Source organism: Spongiivirga citrea (assembly GCF_010671565.1).
Classification (GTDB): Bacteria; Bacteroidota; Bacteroidia; order Flavobacteriales; family Flavobacteriaceae; genus Spongiivirga; species Spongiivirga citrea.
Genome location: NZ_JAABOQ010000005.1, coordinates 568510 through 587799, shown reverse-complemented (window position 1 = coordinate 587799; position 19290 = coordinate 568510). Strand labels below are relative to the sequence as shown.

The window sequence follows — 19290 nt, the reverse complement described above, 5'->3', positions numbered from 1 at the left end:
CTGGATAAGGTAACCGTAAAGGTCGCTGTACCAGCCCCCTCATTAACTGTTACATCATCAATCGATACATTTGCAGTGTCATTATCCGTGATCGTGATAATTCCTTGACTATCAGAAACGGTTACTAGGGTATTACTTATTCCACTTAGGTTAACAAAAAGATTTTCGGTAGGCTCCAGTACAACATTATCAACAATCGAAACTATAATACTTTCGGTTTCTCCTGTAGTACCTGCAAAGGTTAATGTACCACTTGCAGTAGTATAATCTCCTGGTTGAATTGCCGTATTATTAGCAGTTAAATAGTCAATACTAAAACCACCTTGAACATCACCCGTTAGCGATACAGTTAATGTTGCAGTGCCGGCATCTTCTGCAACTGTAATATCATTAATGACTACGGTAGCTGCATCGTTATCTTCTATTGTACCAATTCCTCTAGTATCAGAAATAGTAACTAACCCACCAGTCACTCCTGCTAGATCAATAAAATACGTTTCGTCTGGCTCAACAAGATTATCATTATTTATAGTTATGGTGATAATTTCTGTTTCACCATTTGTACCCGCAAAATTTAGGGTTCCAGAATTAGTGGTATAATCACCAGGTGCAATAGCTGTATTATTTACTGAACCATAGTTTACACTAAAGGCATTATCGACCGCTCCCGTAAGAGTAACGCTAAATGTTGCGGTTCCACTAACTTCATTTACCGTTACATCATTAATTGCTATTGAGGAACTATCATCGTCGTTTATCGTAATAGAACCTTGAGCGTCATTTATTGTAACATTAGTATTGGTAATTCCACTTAAATCTACAACCAAGTTCTCAACTGACTCCGTAATATTATCATTTATAATTGGTACGACAATTTGTTGAGTTTCCGTATCTGTTCCAGCAAAGGTCAACGTACCTGATGTTAAGGTATAATCATTTGGTTGTGTTGCAGATGCATTCGCTGTATCATAGTCAACATCGAAACCCCCTTGAACGGCTCCACTCAGAGTTACTGTTAAAGTAGCATTACCTACAGCCTCGTTAACCGTTACATCATCAATTGTTATAGAGGCAGCGTCATTATCAGCAATTGTTCCTGTTCCTTGAGCGACACTTATTCCGACCAAAGCATTACTTATCGCGCTTAAATCAACGTTGAAATTTTCGCTTGGTTCTAATAAAGCGTCGTCAATTATTGAAATCGTAATGGTCTCCGTTTCACCATCAGTTCCTGCAAAATTTAAAGTCCCCGAGTTAGTTGTATAATCTCCCGGAGCAACAGCAGTATTATTTACAGTATCAAAATCTACGGTAAATGATCCTTGTACATCACCGGTCAAAGTGACAGTAAATGTAGCTAGTCCGCTAGCAATATCTTCTGCTACGGTTACATTATTAATTGCAATACTCGCAGCATCATTATCCGTAATCGTGTATATAGTAGTCGATTGAGTTGTAGTATCGCTATTCGCATCACCAATTACAAGGCCGGAAGCTGGATTGGCAAGCGTAAAATTAATTGTCTCTGAGGCCTCCAATAGCGTATCGTCAATAATCGCAAAAATTGATGTAGGTATAGTATAAGTAGTAACACCTGATGGTATCGTAATTGCAGTAGAATTAGTAAAGTCACTACCAACTGTGGCACTTCCACCCGAAACAATTAAGTCAATAGTAAGTGGAGCAGGAAGCGCACCACTTAACTGTAACACTGGACTATCCGTAGTACTTTCAACTGCAGCATAATTGTCAGAAGCAAACTCAACAAATGAGGACTGCACTTCCACTCTGTAATCTTCTACTTCACCTTCAAAAGTAAAACCACTAGGCCCTGTTAAATTTTCATTACTATATCGAACACGTATATATGTAATACCCGTTGTTGTTGTTAACGGCAAAGTGTAATTAAAAGTGTTATTACCTAAGGAGGCTGAAAAATTGGTTACTAGTTGTTCTCCTACATCAAGAAAATCGCCATCAATATTTAAATCAGCCCAAATGTTTATGATTCCTGTAGAACCATTTGATGATGATGTAAGCACATCAAAATCAACAGTATCTCCCAGCGTAAATTTTCTATCTTGAATTGTTGATCCACCTATTGTTACCCCATCATCTTCGGCGCCATCTCCGGTTGCTGAAACATTTGGCGAAGCATCAACTTCACTGTCAGGAGGTAAACTCCCAAGATACAATTCATCAGTCACACCATGTCGTGGACCATCACTCGCAAGTAAAGTCAAATACGTATCTGGAGCATCTCCAAAATCAACTGGTAAAACAGAAAGTTCTGGTGAAAACTCCGAAGTACTATTTGAAATAGTAGCCGTTGCAGTGATCAAATCCCCAGCACTAACCCCCGAGGGAATTGTAATACTAAATTCAAATTCATTGGTATTATCCGCATTTCCATCAGGATCATTGTAAGATGATACACCTGTTGCGGTATCAGCACCACTACCCTCAACCACGGTTGCCAAATACGTCTGACCCTCACCGTAATCCTGAGTTAATCCTAACTCGTTATCACCATCAGCAGCAGAACCCTCGCCAATATCAGTTACAAATATTTCAATAGTTGAGCCTGGTCTCGCCCACCCTTTTATTTCTAATGTACTACCATCAACAACGACCCGTTCAAAAATTGGAAAATTCAATAAATCATTAGTTCCAGTATCAGCATCACCATTATCATTCAATGTTACGCCGTCTGCTTCATCATTAGCACCTGACGCACTTAAGTCGATACCTAATGAAGGTGTTAACGTACCATTACCGAAAATAGAGTTTTGCGTAATTAAGTTTCCAGTAGATGTTCCTGAAACCTGAACTCCGGCACCAGCATTATTTTTAATAACATTACCACTAACGGTATTACCACCACCACTAAGAGATACCCCAAAAATTTCTGAGGTAGGAGTACATCCAGTACTTTGTCCTGAATTAGCAACGGTGTTTTGATTGATCAACGCCCCGCCTGCAAAGCTATTTCCTTGATCAATACCTGTAGCACCACTGTTAAATACAAGGTTATTTTCAATATTAATATTAGAACCACCAAAAAGGGTAATACCATCTGCAAAACAATTTACATCAGGATTAACTCCATCAAGGAAGTTTCTAGTGATATCAACGCTAGTAGCATCATTTACTCGAATACCGCGATCAACTGATGAAATATAATTAGCATCTATATTAACAGATGTATTACTATTCACTCGAATTCCTTCTGATGCCCCAATTGCGTTACCGTTACCATCAAAACCAATTAGGTTTTCAGTTATGGTAACTGCATTCGCATCGGTTATTGTCCCTCCAACCTCAATAGCAATATTGTTATTTGAAGAAGCAATTGCCATATTTCGAATCACCGAATTATCTGAAAGTACTCTTAACACTGTACCCGATGAGCCACTTCCAACTACCGCAACTTCAGGTTGTTCATAATCAGGAAGTATTGTCCCGGAAGTACCTACAGTATCTCCCGCAGTAATCGTTCCTGCATTCAAATTGGTTGAGTATGCGGTCTGCGTTCTTGCATCAATATGCGTATCCGCATCTATAATATCGGGTAATTGTGTGCTTTGATCAATAATAAAAACCCCACTGGTAAACCCAGTGTCGGCCGTCCTTCCAAAAGGATCTGAAGCCGGAGGGATCATAAACACTGACACATCATCACCTGCCGCAGGATCAAAAATGCTATTTGAAACAACATCTAGTCCTGTATTACCCAAGGTATTTGCGTTAATAATAAATTGAGATAATGAACCCTGTCCTGAGTCATTTGTATTGACAATAGTATTAAAGTTGAATCCAAAATCAACCCCTACGAGCCCTTCGTTAGTAATAGTAACTTCTGTAACTGATTGCGCGCCAGTAATAACTCCAGCTGCAGGATCTTCTGAACCCGGATTTACCCCTCCTATTTCTTCGTCAATATCTAACAAGGTGGTATTACCAGGATTGAATTCGCTGCGGTAGGTTTGAACTGGTATACAAGTTAGACATGTTGAGCCATCCGTTCTAGTTGAGCGCACACTTGAATTCACAACACGAACTTTATAAGTACCGTTATCCATTCCACCTAACACATACTCTCCATCTGTGTTGGTTGTAGTTGAATCGACAAGCAGGTTACTCGAATCATATAATTCTACTGTCGCTCCTACAACAGGTTGTCCGGAAGCAGCCGTTAAGTTCCGTCCTGTTCCCCCACCATAATTTACATCTTCAAAAACAGTACCTGTTACAAGATTGGAAGGCACTTTTATAACTACCACATTAGGAATAATATAGTCATTACCAGCACTTACATTTGCTGTAATTGTGTTATCTCCAATCCCTATATTCCCGGATATATCGTAAGTATCTAAATCTAATCCATATGTAGTAGTAATATTAGTAGTCGAGCCACCAGTATTATCATAAATAGTCGAATTATATGCATTATTACCTGTTTGACCTCCGTCGCCAGACAACGTTATTTCTGTACCCCCTTGATTTGTTATCGATAAACTTTCAGCTGCACTAGATATATTAGGGTCACCCTCCCATGTAACAAAGGTTGCTTTTGCCCCTGTAATATTATTTGCAAAAAATCCATCTAACGGATACGACTCACTAGAATTCTGTTCACCCGCAAAACCTTGATAAAGATTAATTGATGAAGCCGGAAGTGAAGAATCTGAATAAAAAATAAACAGTGTCCACCCTCCTAAAACTACTGTTCCACTGCAATAAGGATCTCCATTATCAATTGTTAAATCAGAAAAATCAAAACTTTCAGTATTAGGATTTGTGGTAGCCGCTACAATACTAGTGACATCGGCCCTAAAATTGTAAAATGTCTGAGTCGTCCCTCGATTTGCTCGATAGGAAACACTTGCTGTTACTGGAATTCCCTCAAAAGTAACATTTGGATCAGGTGTGGCTCCCGAATGTGACCAATATAAATAAGCGGCCTCAATAGTCGCACCTGTTGTTATATTTGAAGTTAAGGTATTACTTGAACTACTTACTATTGTACATTCATCTACACCATTAGGATCAGCACGAAGCGTATTTCCTGTTGAAGCATAATCCGTATAACCATTAAATTTTTCGACTAATTCTAGCGGTTGATCTTCCAGTAAATCATCATCATTAATTGTACCAGTACCTACTGCTTTTACTAATGATGGCCCACCACCACTTACATTTGATAGTGTTACTGTGAAATTTTCTGCAAATTCAAAGTCAGTATCGTCAGTTATGTTTGTGACAATTGTTAGAGTTTCATTAGTTGTCCCAGAAAAACTTAAGGTTCCGCTCGCCGCGTCATAATCTATATTCTCGGCTGCTGTACCTCCGGCAGAAGAAAAATCAACTGTAAAAGCACCTGTATTAGGGCCGGTATACGTAACAGGAAAACTAATGGTTCCGCTACCCTCGCCAACAACTGCGTCTCCAATTGACAAACCAGGCGTAGTGACACTACATGAAACATCTGCTACCCATCCTAAACCATTAACAGAACCATCAGAGGTAAAAACAAAAGTCAAACAACCAGAAGCGTCTGTGGAGGTTATAGTTCCAGGAACATTTACACCATTAGTATAGGTATCAATCAATGTAGTAGTACCAACACCTTCATAAGCAAAAAGGAAGTCAAAATTTTGCTCTACATCAAAAGTGGTAAAATTCGCTGATACTTGAGCCCCTCCTACATCAGGACATATAGTAATGGTATACGTTTCGTTGTTATCATAATTCCCTGTTGATCCGCCAGAATCAGTAAAGACACCGATGCAACTATTGATTGACGTAAAGTTGGCAATATTTATTTCATTTGTATCTAAAATGGTAGCTATTGCCTGACTATCGGCAATAACAACAGTTGGACTTGTACTGGATATATCAAAAGTAAACGTTTCATTCGTCTCGATAAGCGCATCAGTATTAGTAATCACTGTTACCGTTTGAACCTCTCCTGCAGTTCCTGAAAATGAAACTTGACCTGAATTTGCAGTGTAATCTAGTCCTGCCGTTGCAGTAACATCTGAAGTACTAAAATCAATAGTAAAACCACCCGAAACTGTTGTTCCAGAAGCAATATTAAAGACTGCCCCAACCCCTTCATCCACCGTAACATCAGTTACAGTAACATTTGGCAAGAAGGATCTAAACAGCACATCATCAACAACAATGGTTTCACTTCCACCCCAGTTTCCCGAACCCGTTTCAAAACGAATGCCAGAGGATGCCGAAATATGCCTAGCTTGTAGAACGTATGTAACAGTTCCCGATGATGGTGAATTTCCAAAAGTTAAGATATCCTCCCAGTCCGAGGTATTAGAGTTCCAAAGTTGTAGTTGAAGAATTTCATTACCATCTGTCCTTTCAAAATCAAATGATAGCTCTACATAACTTGCTCCTGATAAATCCAACTCACGTTCAATCCCTCTTCCATCGATATTCTGAAAATCGAGACGATTACTTTCAATTTGTATTCTTCCATTTGATGGATCATCATCATCCCCAGTTTCGTCCCAACTTGTCGCAAAACTTGAATTACCGTCATTGGCATTGTATACTTCAGTACTGAAGGTATCTAAATAGGTGTTTTGCGCAGTAACTATAGGGGATGCGAAGAAACATAGTAAGAAGAAAATGAATATTACTACTCTATACCTAAAATTAATTAATAAGGTAACTGTACTCATAGTTAGGGATCAAAGCAGGTTCTTAGTCTTGGGGACTTTTACCAACACTTTAACACTTAATGTTAAAAATATTAGTAATGCAGCCTTGTTATTAACAAATTTAGCTATTTAGTTAACAATTTAATTAACACTTTCCAGCATTTATGAGTGTTAATCGACGAAACGCACATTATATAGCTTAACGCAACTCTTACATTACGGCTCCACCTACTATAACAATTGAAAAGATAAAAGTCCTACCTTCATATTGATTGAAAAGCAGCTTGAAAGTCTCACCAAGCGGATTAATAATTATAATTATGACTCAAAATCCACCTATAGATATTACTATTATTATGTACTTTTGCAGGCCTTAACAAGCGCGTATTCATGGGTTTTATTGACGAAATAAATAGAAGAAGAACATTTGGAATTGTATCCCACCCGGATGCAGGTAAAACTACTTTGACTGAAAAGTTACTCCTTTTTGGTGGTGCTATCCAGGAAGCAGGTGCGGTAAAATCTAATAAGATTAAAAAAGGTGCCACTAGTGATTTTATGGAGATTGAACGACAACGTGGTATCTCAGTCGCCACCTCGGTTTTAGCATTTGAATACCAAGGGACTAAAATCAATATTCTAGATACGCCTGGGCATAAAGATTTTGCTGAAGATACCTTTCGAACGCTTACAGCTGTTGACAGTGTTATTGTTGTTATTGATGTTGCCAAAGGAGTTGAGGAACAGACAGAAAAATTGGTAGAGGTCTGCCGCATGCGGAATATTCCAATGCTTGTCTTTATAAACAAATTAGATAGAGAAGGAAAAGATGCTTTTGAATTATTAGATGAAGTTGAGCAAAAACTCGGTTTAAAAGTGACTCCCCTAAGTTTCCCAATTGGTATGGGGTATGACTTTAAAGGCATCTATAATATATGGGAGAAAAACATCAATTTGTTTAGTGGCTACAGCAGAAAAAATATTGAAGAAACTATAGAAATTTCTGATTTATCTAGCAGCGAATTAGATGAATTGATCGGCGCAACAAGTGCAGATACCTTAAGAGAAGAACTAGAATTAGTTGAAGGAATATACCCAAAGTTTGACAAAGATGCCTACCAAGCTGGCACATTACAGCCTGTTTTTTTCGGATCGGCCTTAAACAATTTCGGTGTGAGAGAGTTGCTCGATTGCTTTGTAAAAATCGCACCAACACCAAGACCGAAGCAAAGTGAAGAACGGCTTATAGATCCTACTGAGAAAAACTTCACGGGCTTTGTATTTAAAATACATGCCAATATGGACCCCAAACACCGTGATCGATTGGCTTTTATTAAGATTGTTTCAGGGGAGTTTAAACGTAATGCTCCTTACCTACACGTCCGCCACAATAAGAAATTAAAATTTAGTAGCCCTAATGCCTTTTTCGCAGAGAAAAAAGAGATTGTTGACATCTCGTATCCTGGTGATATTGTAGGTTTACATGACACAGGTAATTTTAAAATAGGGGATACATTAACTGAAGGTGAGTCTATAAACTTCCGCGGAATTCCGAGTTTTTCACCAGAACATTTTAGGTATATCAACAATGCCGACCCCATGAAATCGAAGCAACTTTTTAAAGGAATCGATCAATTAATGGATGAGGGTGTAGCTCAGTTATTTACGCTGGAAATGAACGGCCGAAAAGTAATCGGAACAGTTGGTGCTCTGCAGTATGAAGTTATTCAATATAGATTAGAACATGAGTATGGTGCCAAGTGTACTTACGAAAATTTAAATGTGCATAAAGCCTGTTGGGTAGAGGCGGAAGACCCAAAAAATGAAGAGTTTTCGGAATTCAAAAGAGTAAAAGCAAAATTTTTAGCGAAAGACAAACAGGGTCAGTTAGTTTTTCTCGCAGATTCCGCTTTTTCGTTACAAATGACCCAACAAAAATATCCTAGTGTAAAATTGCATTTTGTATCCGAATTTCAAAATGAGGCTAAATAAGCGCTTTTAAGAGCGTTTAATCTAATTGAACTTACAACTACAAGACCAAAATCAGAAAAACTGATTTCAGACAGGTTTTGTGAGGTTGTGAAATTCAAAACATAAGATATATCTATTTTACTTAATTTTTTAATAGGATTTTGTTATTTCAAATAAAGAGGTCTCGATACGATTTTTGTTTTAACTAACGTTCAAATAAAAATCACTCGTCCTGAAATCGAAACTATGTAAAATTGGTAATCACTTAATTTTATAATCTTCGAGAATTTTTCTGATACCTTCTTTGTAGCTTGTCACTTTAAAATCTGGAAATCGTTTTTTGAATTTTGAAGAATCAAAAATATTGTCAATTCGATATCTTGCAAATAATTCTTGAGTCTCCTTCACATTCTCGTTAAATATCGAAACGATTTTAAGTACAAAAGAATTTAAAATGCTATATTTTATTTCCCTCTTCAATTGTTGCGAAATTTCAGCAATAAAACCTTTATAGGTCATACGATTATCATCACACGGTAAATGCCAAGTTTGTCCATAGGTATCCGGACTATTTCCTATAAGGGCAGTTGCTTTTGCTGCATCTGGAGTGTAAATCAGTGTCCGAAGCACTTTATCATTCAAGAATACTTTCGGCTTTTTTCCAGCCTTCAAGTTTTCAAAAATTAAGGTATTGGTAATTCCTTTAGTCTTATCGGGGCCGTAAAATTCCGGTGCACGACAAATCACTGCTTCAATTTCATTACTTGCCATTGCAGAAAGCAATAGTTCTGCAGCCCTTTTCTTGCCTAGCCCTTTTTTACCAGCAGTATCGAAAGGTGTATCTTCCTTTTGCACTGAACTATCTTGTGAATAAGCATAGGTATTATCAAAGTAAACCAGCTTGCACTGTTGTTCTTTACAAGCAATAATTACGTTTTCTAATATCCTAACCCAGCCAGTTAACCAAACATTTGATTTATAGGGCAAACCTACAGTCAAATAGGCAATTTTAGTCCCTCTAACAGCTCTTTTTACATCATCTAAGTTTAATAAATCTGCTTTAAATAGCTCGTCACTATCATTAACCTTTCTTGGATTTCTACCGACAAGTCGAAGATCTTTGGTATATCGAGCATAAAGCTCTTTCGCCAATTCCTCGCCAATAATTCCGTTTGCTCCTAATATTGTTTGCATTCTTTTCTTTGAGTTACTAAAAAATCAAAATCGTAACCAAATCTTATCTCACTATTTGAGATGCTATTGTATTCTTGGCCTCTTTTAACTGCAATAAAATTACGTTAAGTTCATTTTACGGAATAACTAAGATATCAACATATAATTTGTCCACTTTTTAATCCAGGATCAACTTAAGATTCGTTATTCATTAAGGATTTGATACATATCTTGCTTAAGACCCAATCTCTTCTTTTTATCTTGAAATAATTCTATTATCCGATATCTCAATGGATATCCATTGGCTAGACAATCATTCCCATTGGAATCAAAAACAATTAGGCTAGCGAAATAATCAGACGTCGTTTCAGTTCCATCTGCAATAATGGTAAATAAGGTATTATCACTAAATAAATCAATGCTTTCCCAAGTAAGTTGTTTTATATTATCTTGATATTTGCCTTCTGTTCTTCGATCCCATTTTCCATAATTCTGAAACATCAATAACATTGCATCTTTGGCAGAGTTAATTTCATAAAAACGAAGCTCATTAACTATAAACACCTTTCCGTTGGACGCTATTTCTACTTCATCTACACCCCATTCAAAACCATCATTCTCCCTTGAAAGTTCCTTATTTGCCGCACAAGAAACAACGATTACACCAAGTAATAGTAGTAAGATATTCCTAATGGATCTAAGCCTCACCAGTCGGACCAAAATTCAAAGGAATTGGAGGTTGTTCATAGTCTTTAATAGCGCCATGAGCTTTTTCAAATCGGCTTACGTTATCACTAAGTGCCTTCATCAAACGCTTTGCATGTTGCGGAGTCAAGATAATTCGGGATTTTACTTTCGCTTTTGGTGCGCCAGGCATCATGCTTATAAAGTCTACCACAAATTCGGAAACGGAATGATTAATTATTGCTAGATTACTATAGGTCCCTTCGGCCATTTTTTCGTCTAGCTCTATATTGATCTGCTGTTCTTTTTTTTTCTGATCGCTCATTTATTATGCTTTTGTTATCGTAACAAATATAATTGATGCTTAGGGGAATTTTGAGTTTTAGGGTTGGTTATTTAATTCACAAACATTTGAAAACAAAAAGCCCCAGCAATACTGCCGGGGCTTTATATACCTAAAATGAGTTATAGGATAGGCTTAGAAGTTTAATTCTTCTTTACGAGCCATAATCTCATCATATTCTTCTTTCGAACCTACAATGATATTATCATAATCACGCATACCTGTACCGGCAGGGATTCTGTGTCCTACAATTACATTTTCTTTTAATCCTTCAAGGGTATCTATTTTACCGCTTACTGCTGCCTCATTTAATACTTTGGTTGTTTCCTGGAAGGAAGCCGCAGAAATAAACGATTTAGTTTGTAGCGATGCTCTAGTAATACCTTGCAATATTGGTGTCGCTGTTGCTGGTTGTGCATCACGCGCTACCACCAAGTTCTTGTCTTCACGACGTAAGATTGAGTTCTCATCTCTTAACTCACGAGAAGTAATGATCTGACCTGCTTTCAAGTTTTCAGATTCACCAGCATCCTCTACAACCTTCTTACCGAAAATGGCATCATTTTCTTCAATAAAGTCATATTTGTGTACTAGTTGATTTTCTAAGAAAATAGTATCTCCTTGATCTTGAATCTTCACTTTACGCATCATCTGACGTACAACTACTTCAAAGTGCTTATCATTAATCTTCACACCTTGTAGTCGGTATACTTCTTGTACCTCGTTTACTAGGTATTGTTGTACAGCCGATGGGCCTTTGATATTTAAGATGTCCTCTGGCGTAATTGAACCATCAGATAATGGCATACCTGCACGTACAAAATCATTTTCTTGAACAAGAATCTGATTTGAAAGTTTTACTAAGTACTTTTTGATTTCACCTAGTTTACTTTCTACAATAATCTCACGGTTACCACGCTTGATCTTACCGAAGGATACTACACCATCGATTTCACTTACTACTGCTGGGTTCGATGGGTTACGCGCTTCAAAAAGCTCAGTTACCCTTGGAAGACCACCAGTAATATCACCAGCCTTAGCCGATTTACGTGGTATCTTAACTAATACTTTACCTTCTTTGATCTTATCACCGTCATCGACCATGATATGAGCTCCTACAGGAAGGTTGTACGAACGAAGCGTTTCACCTTTACTGTCCTGAATTAATAGAGTAGGAATTAGTTTCTTGTTACGTGATTCAGAAATTACCTTTTCTTGGAATCCTGTTTGCTCATCGATCTCGATTTGGTATGTTACACCTTGTTCGATATTCTCATAAGCAATTTTACCTGGGAATTCAGAAATAATTACCCCGTTATACGGATCCCACTGACAAATAACGTCTCCTGCTTTTAGGCTCTGTCCATCTTTCACAAAAATGGTAGAACCGTAAGGTACGTTGTTTGTACTTAGTGTAATTCCTGTTTTCTTATCAATTAATTTCGCTTCAGTAGTACGAGAGATTACAACATCGATATCGTTACCTTCAGCATCTTTACTTTTAACTGTTTTAAGTTCTTCGATTTCCAATTTACCGTCAAACTTAACTGCTAATTTATTCTCTTCTGAAATGTTACCTGCAATACCACCTACGTGGAACGTACGAAGTGTTAACTGTGTACCAGGCTCTCCAATAGATTGCGCTGCTACTACACCAACTGCCTCACCTCGCTGTACCATTTTACCGGTAGCTAGGTTACGACCATAACATTTAGTACAGATACCTTTCTTCGCTTCACATGTTAATGCAGAACGTACTTCAAGACTATCAAGCGGACTTTCGTTTAATCGCTTCACTGCCTCCTCATCAACTTCTTCACCAGCTGCAACTATCAGCTCTTCATTAAGCGGATTGTACACATCGTGCAATGAAATACGACCAAGTACTCTAGCACCTAATGTTTCAACAACCTCGTCATTCTTCTTTAATGGCTCTACAAGCACACCGCGAAGTGTATGACAGTCTTCGATATTGATAATTACATCTTGAGATACATCTACTAGACGACGTGTTAAGTAACCTGCATCCGCCGTTTTAAGGGCGGTATCTGCAAGACCTTTACGTGCACCGTGAGTAGAGATAAAGTATTCAAGAATCGATAGTCCTTCTTTAAAGTTAGAAAGAATCGGGTTTTCGATAATTTCACCACCACCAGCAGTCGATTTTTTAGGCTTTGCCATCAAACCACGCATACCAGTAAGCTGACGAATCTGCTCTTTCGATCCACGTGCTCCAGAATCAAGCATCATGAATACCGAGTTAAATCCTTGCTGGTCTTCGCTAATACGCTTCATTGACAATTCAGTCAAGTTCGCGTTTGTTGAAGTCCATATATCAATTACCTGATTGTATCGTTCATTATTTGTAATAAGACCCATGTTGTAGTTAGAAATAATTCCACCTACTTGACCATTAGCCTCATCAATCATTTTTTGTTTTTCTGGTGGAATAATAATATCACCTAAACTAAATGATAATCCACCTCTAAATGCAAATCCGTATCCTAAACCTTTGATTTCATCTAAGAAAGCTGCAGTCGTAGGAACATCGGTTGCTTTTAATACATCACCAATGATATCACGAAGTGCTTTTTTAGTCAATACCTTGTTAATGAAACCTGCAGCTTCCGGCACTTTTTCGTTGAAAAGTACACGACCTACAGTAGTCTCAATAATTTGTGGTACTAACTCACCAGCTTCATTAAAATCTTTCGCACGTATTTTGATACCTGCATTCAATTCTACTACACCTTCGTTATAAGCCATTGTCACCTCTTCGTCAGAGTAGAATGTTAGGCCTTCACCCTTCACTTTGTACTCTTTAGTCGACTTACGAAGCTTGGTCATATAATACAGACCTAATACCATATCCTGAGACGGTACCGTGATCGGTGATCCGTTTGCAGGGTTCAAGATATTATGAGATGCTAACATTAAAAGCTGCGCTTCTAAGATCGCCTCTGGCCCTAAAGGTAAGTGTACCGCCATCTGGTCACCATCAAAATCCGCATTAAATGCCGTACACACTAATGGGTGTAACTGGATTGCTTTACCTTCAATAAGTTTTGGCTGGAAAGCCTGAATACCTAGACGGTGAAGCGTAGGAGCACGGTTTAGTAATACCGGGTGTCCTTTTAATACGTTTTCAAGAATATCCCAAACAACAGGCTCTTTCCTGTCTATAATTTTCTTAGCAGATTTTACGGTTTTTACAATACCACGTTCGATTAGTTTTCTAATGATGAACGGCTTGTATAATTCCGCTGCCATATCTTTTGGCAGACCACATTCAAATAATTTTAATTCTGGCCCAACAACAATTACCGAACGTGCAGAATAATCAACACGCTTACCAAGTAAGTTTTGACGGAAACGTCCTTGCTTACCTTTTAATGAATCGGATAATGATTTAAGCGGACGATTAGAATCGGTCTTAACAGCCGATGCTTTACGTGTGTTATCAAATAATGAATCTACTGATTCTTGTAACATACGTTTCTCATTACGCAAAATAACCTCTGGCGCTTTGATCTCAACCAAACGCTTTAAACGGTTATTACGAATGATCACACGACGGTATAAATCATTTAAATCTGATGTTGCAAAACGACCACCATCTAACGGCACTAACGGACGTAATTCTGGTGGAATTACAGGAACAACTTTCATGATCATCCACTCTGGGCGGTTCTCACGATTGTTATTTGCCTCACGCAACGCCTGAACAACTTGAAGACGCTTTAATGCTTCTGTTTTACGTTGCTTAGATGTTTCCGTATTTGCTTTATGACGCAATTGGAATGATAGCTCATCTAGATCGATACGCTGTAATAACTCTATCAAACATTCAGCACCCATTTTGGCGATGAATTTGTTCGGATCGCTATCTTCTAAATACTGATTTTCCTGTGGAATTGTTTCAAGAATATTCAAGTACTCTTCCTCAGTAAGGAAATCCATTTTTTGTAATGGTTCACCTTCTTCGTTTTTAGCAATACCTGGTTGAATTACTACATAACGCTCGTAGTAAATGATCATATCCAGTTTCTTAGATGGTAATCCAAGAAGGTATCCTATTTTATTTGGTAACGAACGGAAGTACCAGATGTGTGCTACAGGAACCACAAGATTAATGTGTCCTACACGATCACGACGTACTTTCTTTTCTGTTACTTCTACACCACAACGATCACAAACGATACCCTTATAGCGAATACGCTTATACTTACCACAAGCACATTCGTAATCCTTTACAGGACCGAAAATACGCTCACAGAAAAGTCCGTCACGCTCTGGTTTGTGGGTACGGTAGTTAATCGTTTCCGGCTTTAGCACTTCGCCTCTTGATTCACCTAAAATTGCTTCAGGAGATGCTAATCCGATTGAGATCTTGTCAAATCTTTTTGGTGTATTCTTATCTTTATTTCTAGCCATTGTATATGGTGATATAAATTTTTAATTTGATTTAAAGCTGATGTCTCACTTCGACTGCGCTCAGTGTGACATCAAAATGCTTACCTACTCTTCCAGTCTGATATCTAAACCAAGACCTTTAAGTTCATGCATCAATACGTTAAATGATTCTGGTAAACCTGGTTCTGGCATTGGCTCACCTTTCACGATACTTTCGTATGTTTTGGCACGACCAATAACATCATCCGATTTAACAGTCAAGATCTCACGTAGTGTGCTTGACGCTCCGTAGGCTTCAAGAGCCCAAACTTCCATCTCACCAAAACGCTGACCACCAAACTGTGCTTTACCACCTAATGGCTGTTGCGTAATTAATGAGTATGGTCCGATAGAACGTGCGTGCATCTTATCGTCAACCATGTGACCTAATTTTAACATATAGATCACACCAACTGTTGCAGGTTGGTCAAAACGATCTCCAGTACCACCATCATATAGATAAGTGTGACCGAATCTCGGAATGCCAGCTTCGTCAGTTAGTTCATTGATTTGATCAAGTGAAGCACCATCAAAAATTGGAGTAGCGAACTTCTTACCAATTTTTTGACCGGCCCAACCTAATACCGTTTCATAAATTTGACCAATGTTCATACGTGATGGTACACCTAGCGGGTTCAACACGATATCAACTGGTGTACCATCTTCTAAGAATGGCATATCTTCTTGACGAACAATACGTGCAACAATACCTTTGTTACCGTGACGACCCGCCATTTTATCACCTACTTTAAGCTTACGCTTTTTAGCAATATAAACTTTAGCTAGTTTGATAATTCCTGAAGGAAGTTCATCCCCTACTGAAATAGTAAACTTATCGCGACGTAATGCACCTTGAAGATCGTTTTCTTTGATCTTGTAGTTGTGAATTAAATCAGCTACTAATTCATTAGACTCTTTATCTGTAGTCCACACACCACCTGTTAAGTGATTGTAATCATCTACAGCATTAAGCATCTTAAGGGTGTATTTCTTTCCTTTTGGAAGAATCTCTTCACCTAAGTCATTTTGAACTCCTTGACAAGTTTTGCCATTAACAACACCAAACAACTTATCGATAAGTGTGTTACGTAATTCGTTAAACTTAGAGTTGTAAGACATATCAAGTGCAGCGATATCTTCTTTATCTTGAGCACGCTTGCGCTTGTCTTTAATTGCTCTTTCGAATAATTTTTTATCGATAACTACACCACGTAATGATGGAGATGCTTTTAAAGATGCATCTTTTACATCACCAGCTTTATCACCGAAGATTGCACGAAGTAATTTTTCTTCTGGCGTAGGATCCGATTCTCCTTTAGGAGTGATCTTACCAATAAGAATATCACCAGGCTTTACTTCAGCACCAATACGAATCATACCATGCTCATCAAGATCCTTAGTAGCCTCTTCTGAAACGTTTGGTATATCGTTGGTTAACTCTTCGTTACCTAATTTTGTATCTCTAACTTCTAGCGAGTACTCATCAATGTGGATCGAGGTGAAAATATCATCACGCACCACTTTTTCCGAGATTACAATCGCATCCTCAAAGTTATATCCTTTCCAAGGCATGAAGGCTACTTTCATGTTACGCCCTAGTGCTAATTCACCAGATTGCGTTGCGTAGCCTTCACAAAGTACTTGTCCCTTTTTCACCTTGTCGCCTTTAGCAACAATTGGTTTTAGATTAATTGAAGTACCTTGATTTGTTTTTCTAAACTTAATAAGATTGTAGCTCTTACTATCGCTATCGAAGCTCACTAACTGTTCACGCTCAGAACGATCATAGTTAATTGTGATCATGTTAGAATCTACATACTCTACAACACCATCACCCTCAGCATTGATCAATACACGAGAATCAGAAGCTACTTGTCTTTCAAGACCAGTACCTACAATCGGAGAATCAGGGCGTAATAAAGGAACTGCCTGACGCATCATATTCGATCCCATTAAAGCACGGTTCGCATCATCATGCTCTAAGAATGGAATTAACGAAGCCGAGATAGAAGCAATCTGATTTGGCGCTACATCTGTATAGTGAACCTCAGAAGGATCAACTACTGGGAAGTCACCTTCCTCACGAGCAATAACCCGCTCTTCCTGAATCTTACCTTTGCCATCGATTGGAATATTGGCTTGTGCAATACGCTTACCTTCTTCTTCCTCTGCACTAAGGTATCTGTATTCTGAAGTATCAACAACACCATCTTTTACTTCACGATACGGTGTTTCTAAGAATCCCATTGAATTTACTTTCGCAAATACCCCAAGAGAAGAGATCAAACCAATGTTTGGACCTTCAGGAGTTTCAATAGGACATAAACGGCCATAGTGCGTATAGTGTACATCGCGCACCTCGAAACCGGCACGCTCACGAGATAAACCACCAGGTCCAAGTGCCGATAGACGTCGCTTATGAGTAATCTCTGCTAATGGATTCGTTTGATCCATAAATTGAGACAACTGGTTTGTTCCGAAGAACGAGTTAATTACTGAAGACAAGGTCTTAGCGTTAATCAAATCAATCGGAGTAAACACCTCGTTATCACGAACGTTCATACGCTCACGAATTGTACGAGCCATACGAGCAAGACCTACACCAAATTGTGATGAAAGTTGCTCACCAACAGTACGTACGCGACGGTTAGATAAGTGATCGATATCATCAATCTCTGCTTTAGAGTTGATAAGCTCAATCAAATATTTTACAATCGTAATTATATCTAATTTCGTTAGTACTTGCTTATCCATCCCGATATCAAGTCCTAACTTTTTATTCATTCTATATCGACCTACTTCACCTAAGTTGTAACGTTGGTCAGAGAAGAACAACTTGTCGATAATACCACGAGCAGTCTCTTCATCTGGCGGTTCAGCGTTACGAAGTTGACGGTAAATATGTTCTACCGCTTCTTTTTCAGAGTTGGTAGGATCTTTTTGCAAAGTGTTATAGATAATTGCATAATCACCTTGTTGTGAGTTTTCTTTGTGTAGAAGAATGATTTTTACATCAGCATCAACGATCTCGTCAACATGCTCTTTTTCAAGAACTGTATCACGGTCAAGAACGATTTCATTACGTTCAATCGATACTACTTCACCAGTATCTTCATCTACGAAGTCTTCATGCCATGTTTTTAAAACACGTGCAGCAAGCTTACGACCTAATACTTTTTTAAGCCCGCTTTTAGATACTTTAACCTCTTCTGCAAGGTCAAAGATCTCAAGAATATCTTTATCACGTTCGAAACCAATCGCACGGAAAAGTGTTGTTACAGGTAATTTTTTCTTACGATCAATATACGCATACATTACGCTATTGATGTCTGTTGCGAATTCAATCCATGACCCTTTAAAAGGAATTACACGGGCAGAATACAACTTGGTTCCATTGGCGTGGAAAGACTGACCAAAGAATACACCAGGAGAACGGTGTAACTGTGATACTACAACACGCTCCGCACCATTAATTACAAAGGTGCCTGATGGTGTCATATAAGGAATTACTCCTAAGTACACATCCTGTACTATTGTCTCAAAATCTTCATGTTCTGGATCAGTACAGTATAACTTTAGGCGTGATTTTAATGGCACACTATAGGTTAATCCTCTTTCGATACACTCCTGTATAGAGTAACGTGGTGGATCAACGAAATAGTCAATAAATTCGAGTACGAATTGGTTACGGGTGTCCGTAATTGGAAAGTTCTCCATGAAGGTGTTGTACAACCCCTCATTACCTCTTTGTTCAGATTTTGTTTCTAATTGAAAGAAATCTTGAAATGATTTAATCTGAATGTCAAGAAAATCCGGATATGCCGGTGTGTTCTTAGCTGAGGCGAAATTTACTCTTTCAGTCTGATTTTTGAACATCAATGGACAATATTTTGATTACAATGAAAAAAATGTCGCATAAGAAATGTACTTATACGTAAAAGGGTTTAGGCCTTATCCCGATATTCATCGAGAAAAGGCCTAAAC

7 protein-coding genes are annotated in these 19290 nt (G+C 38.2%); 1 reads left to right on the top strand and 6 read right to left on the bottom strand.

Features of this window, described 5'->3' with window-relative positions; genetic code table 11:
- The coding region (locus GWK10_RS14680; RefSeq protein WP_164033126.1) for a Calx-beta domain-containing protein at positions 1 to 6704 on the bottom strand (6704 nt) is incomplete at its 3' end.
- A 369-nt stretch (positions 6705 to 7073) separates the two neighbouring features.
- Between GWK10_RS14680 and GWK10_RS14675 the strand changes: the two genes are divergently transcribed.
- Positions 7074 to 8675: a peptide chain release factor 3 gene (locus GWK10_RS14675; protein ID WP_164033125.1), complete on the top strand. Its 1602-nt coding sequence runs from the start codon at positions 7074 to 7076 to the stop codon at positions 8673 to 8675.
- A gap of 240 nt (positions 8676 to 8915) precedes the next feature.
- Here GWK10_RS14675 and GWK10_RS14670 read toward each other — a convergent pair whose 3' ends face one another.
- From GWK10_RS14670 to rpoB, 5 genes are all read right to left on the bottom strand, one after another.
- Positions 8916 to 9848, bottom strand: a complete 933-nt coding sequence (locus GWK10_RS14670) for an NAD-dependent epimerase/dehydratase family protein (protein ID WP_164033124.1) — start codon at positions 9846 to 9848, stop codon at positions 8916 to 8918.
- Between the two features lie 183 nt (positions 9849 to 10031).
- Positions 10032 to 10535, bottom strand: a complete 504-nt coding sequence (locus tag GWK10_RS14665; protein WP_164033123.1) for a hypothetical protein — start codon at positions 10533 to 10535, stop codon at positions 10032 to 10034.
- A complete protein-coding gene (locus tag GWK10_RS14660; RefSeq protein ID WP_164033122.1) occupies positions 10525 to 10836 on the bottom strand; it encodes a DUF3467 domain-containing protein in 312 nt (103 codons plus the stop codon). Before GWK10_RS14660 ends, GWK10_RS14665 begins: the two co-directional genes overlap by 11 nt.
- Positions 10837 to 10989: 153 nt before the next feature.
- On the bottom strand, positions 10990 to 15288 hold the full coding sequence (gene rpoC, locus GWK10_RS14655) for a DNA-directed RNA polymerase subunit beta' (RefSeq protein ID WP_164033121.1): 4299 nt from the start codon (positions 15286 to 15288) through the stop codon (positions 10990 to 10992).
- Positions 15289 to 15372: 84 nt separating this feature from the next.
- Positions 15373 to 19182: a DNA-directed RNA polymerase subunit beta gene (rpoB, locus tag GWK10_RS14650; RefSeq protein ID WP_164033120.1), complete on the bottom strand. Its 3810-nt coding sequence runs from the start codon at positions 19180 to 19182 to the stop codon at positions 15373 to 15375.
- Between the last annotated feature and the right edge of the window lie 108 nt (positions 19183 to 19290).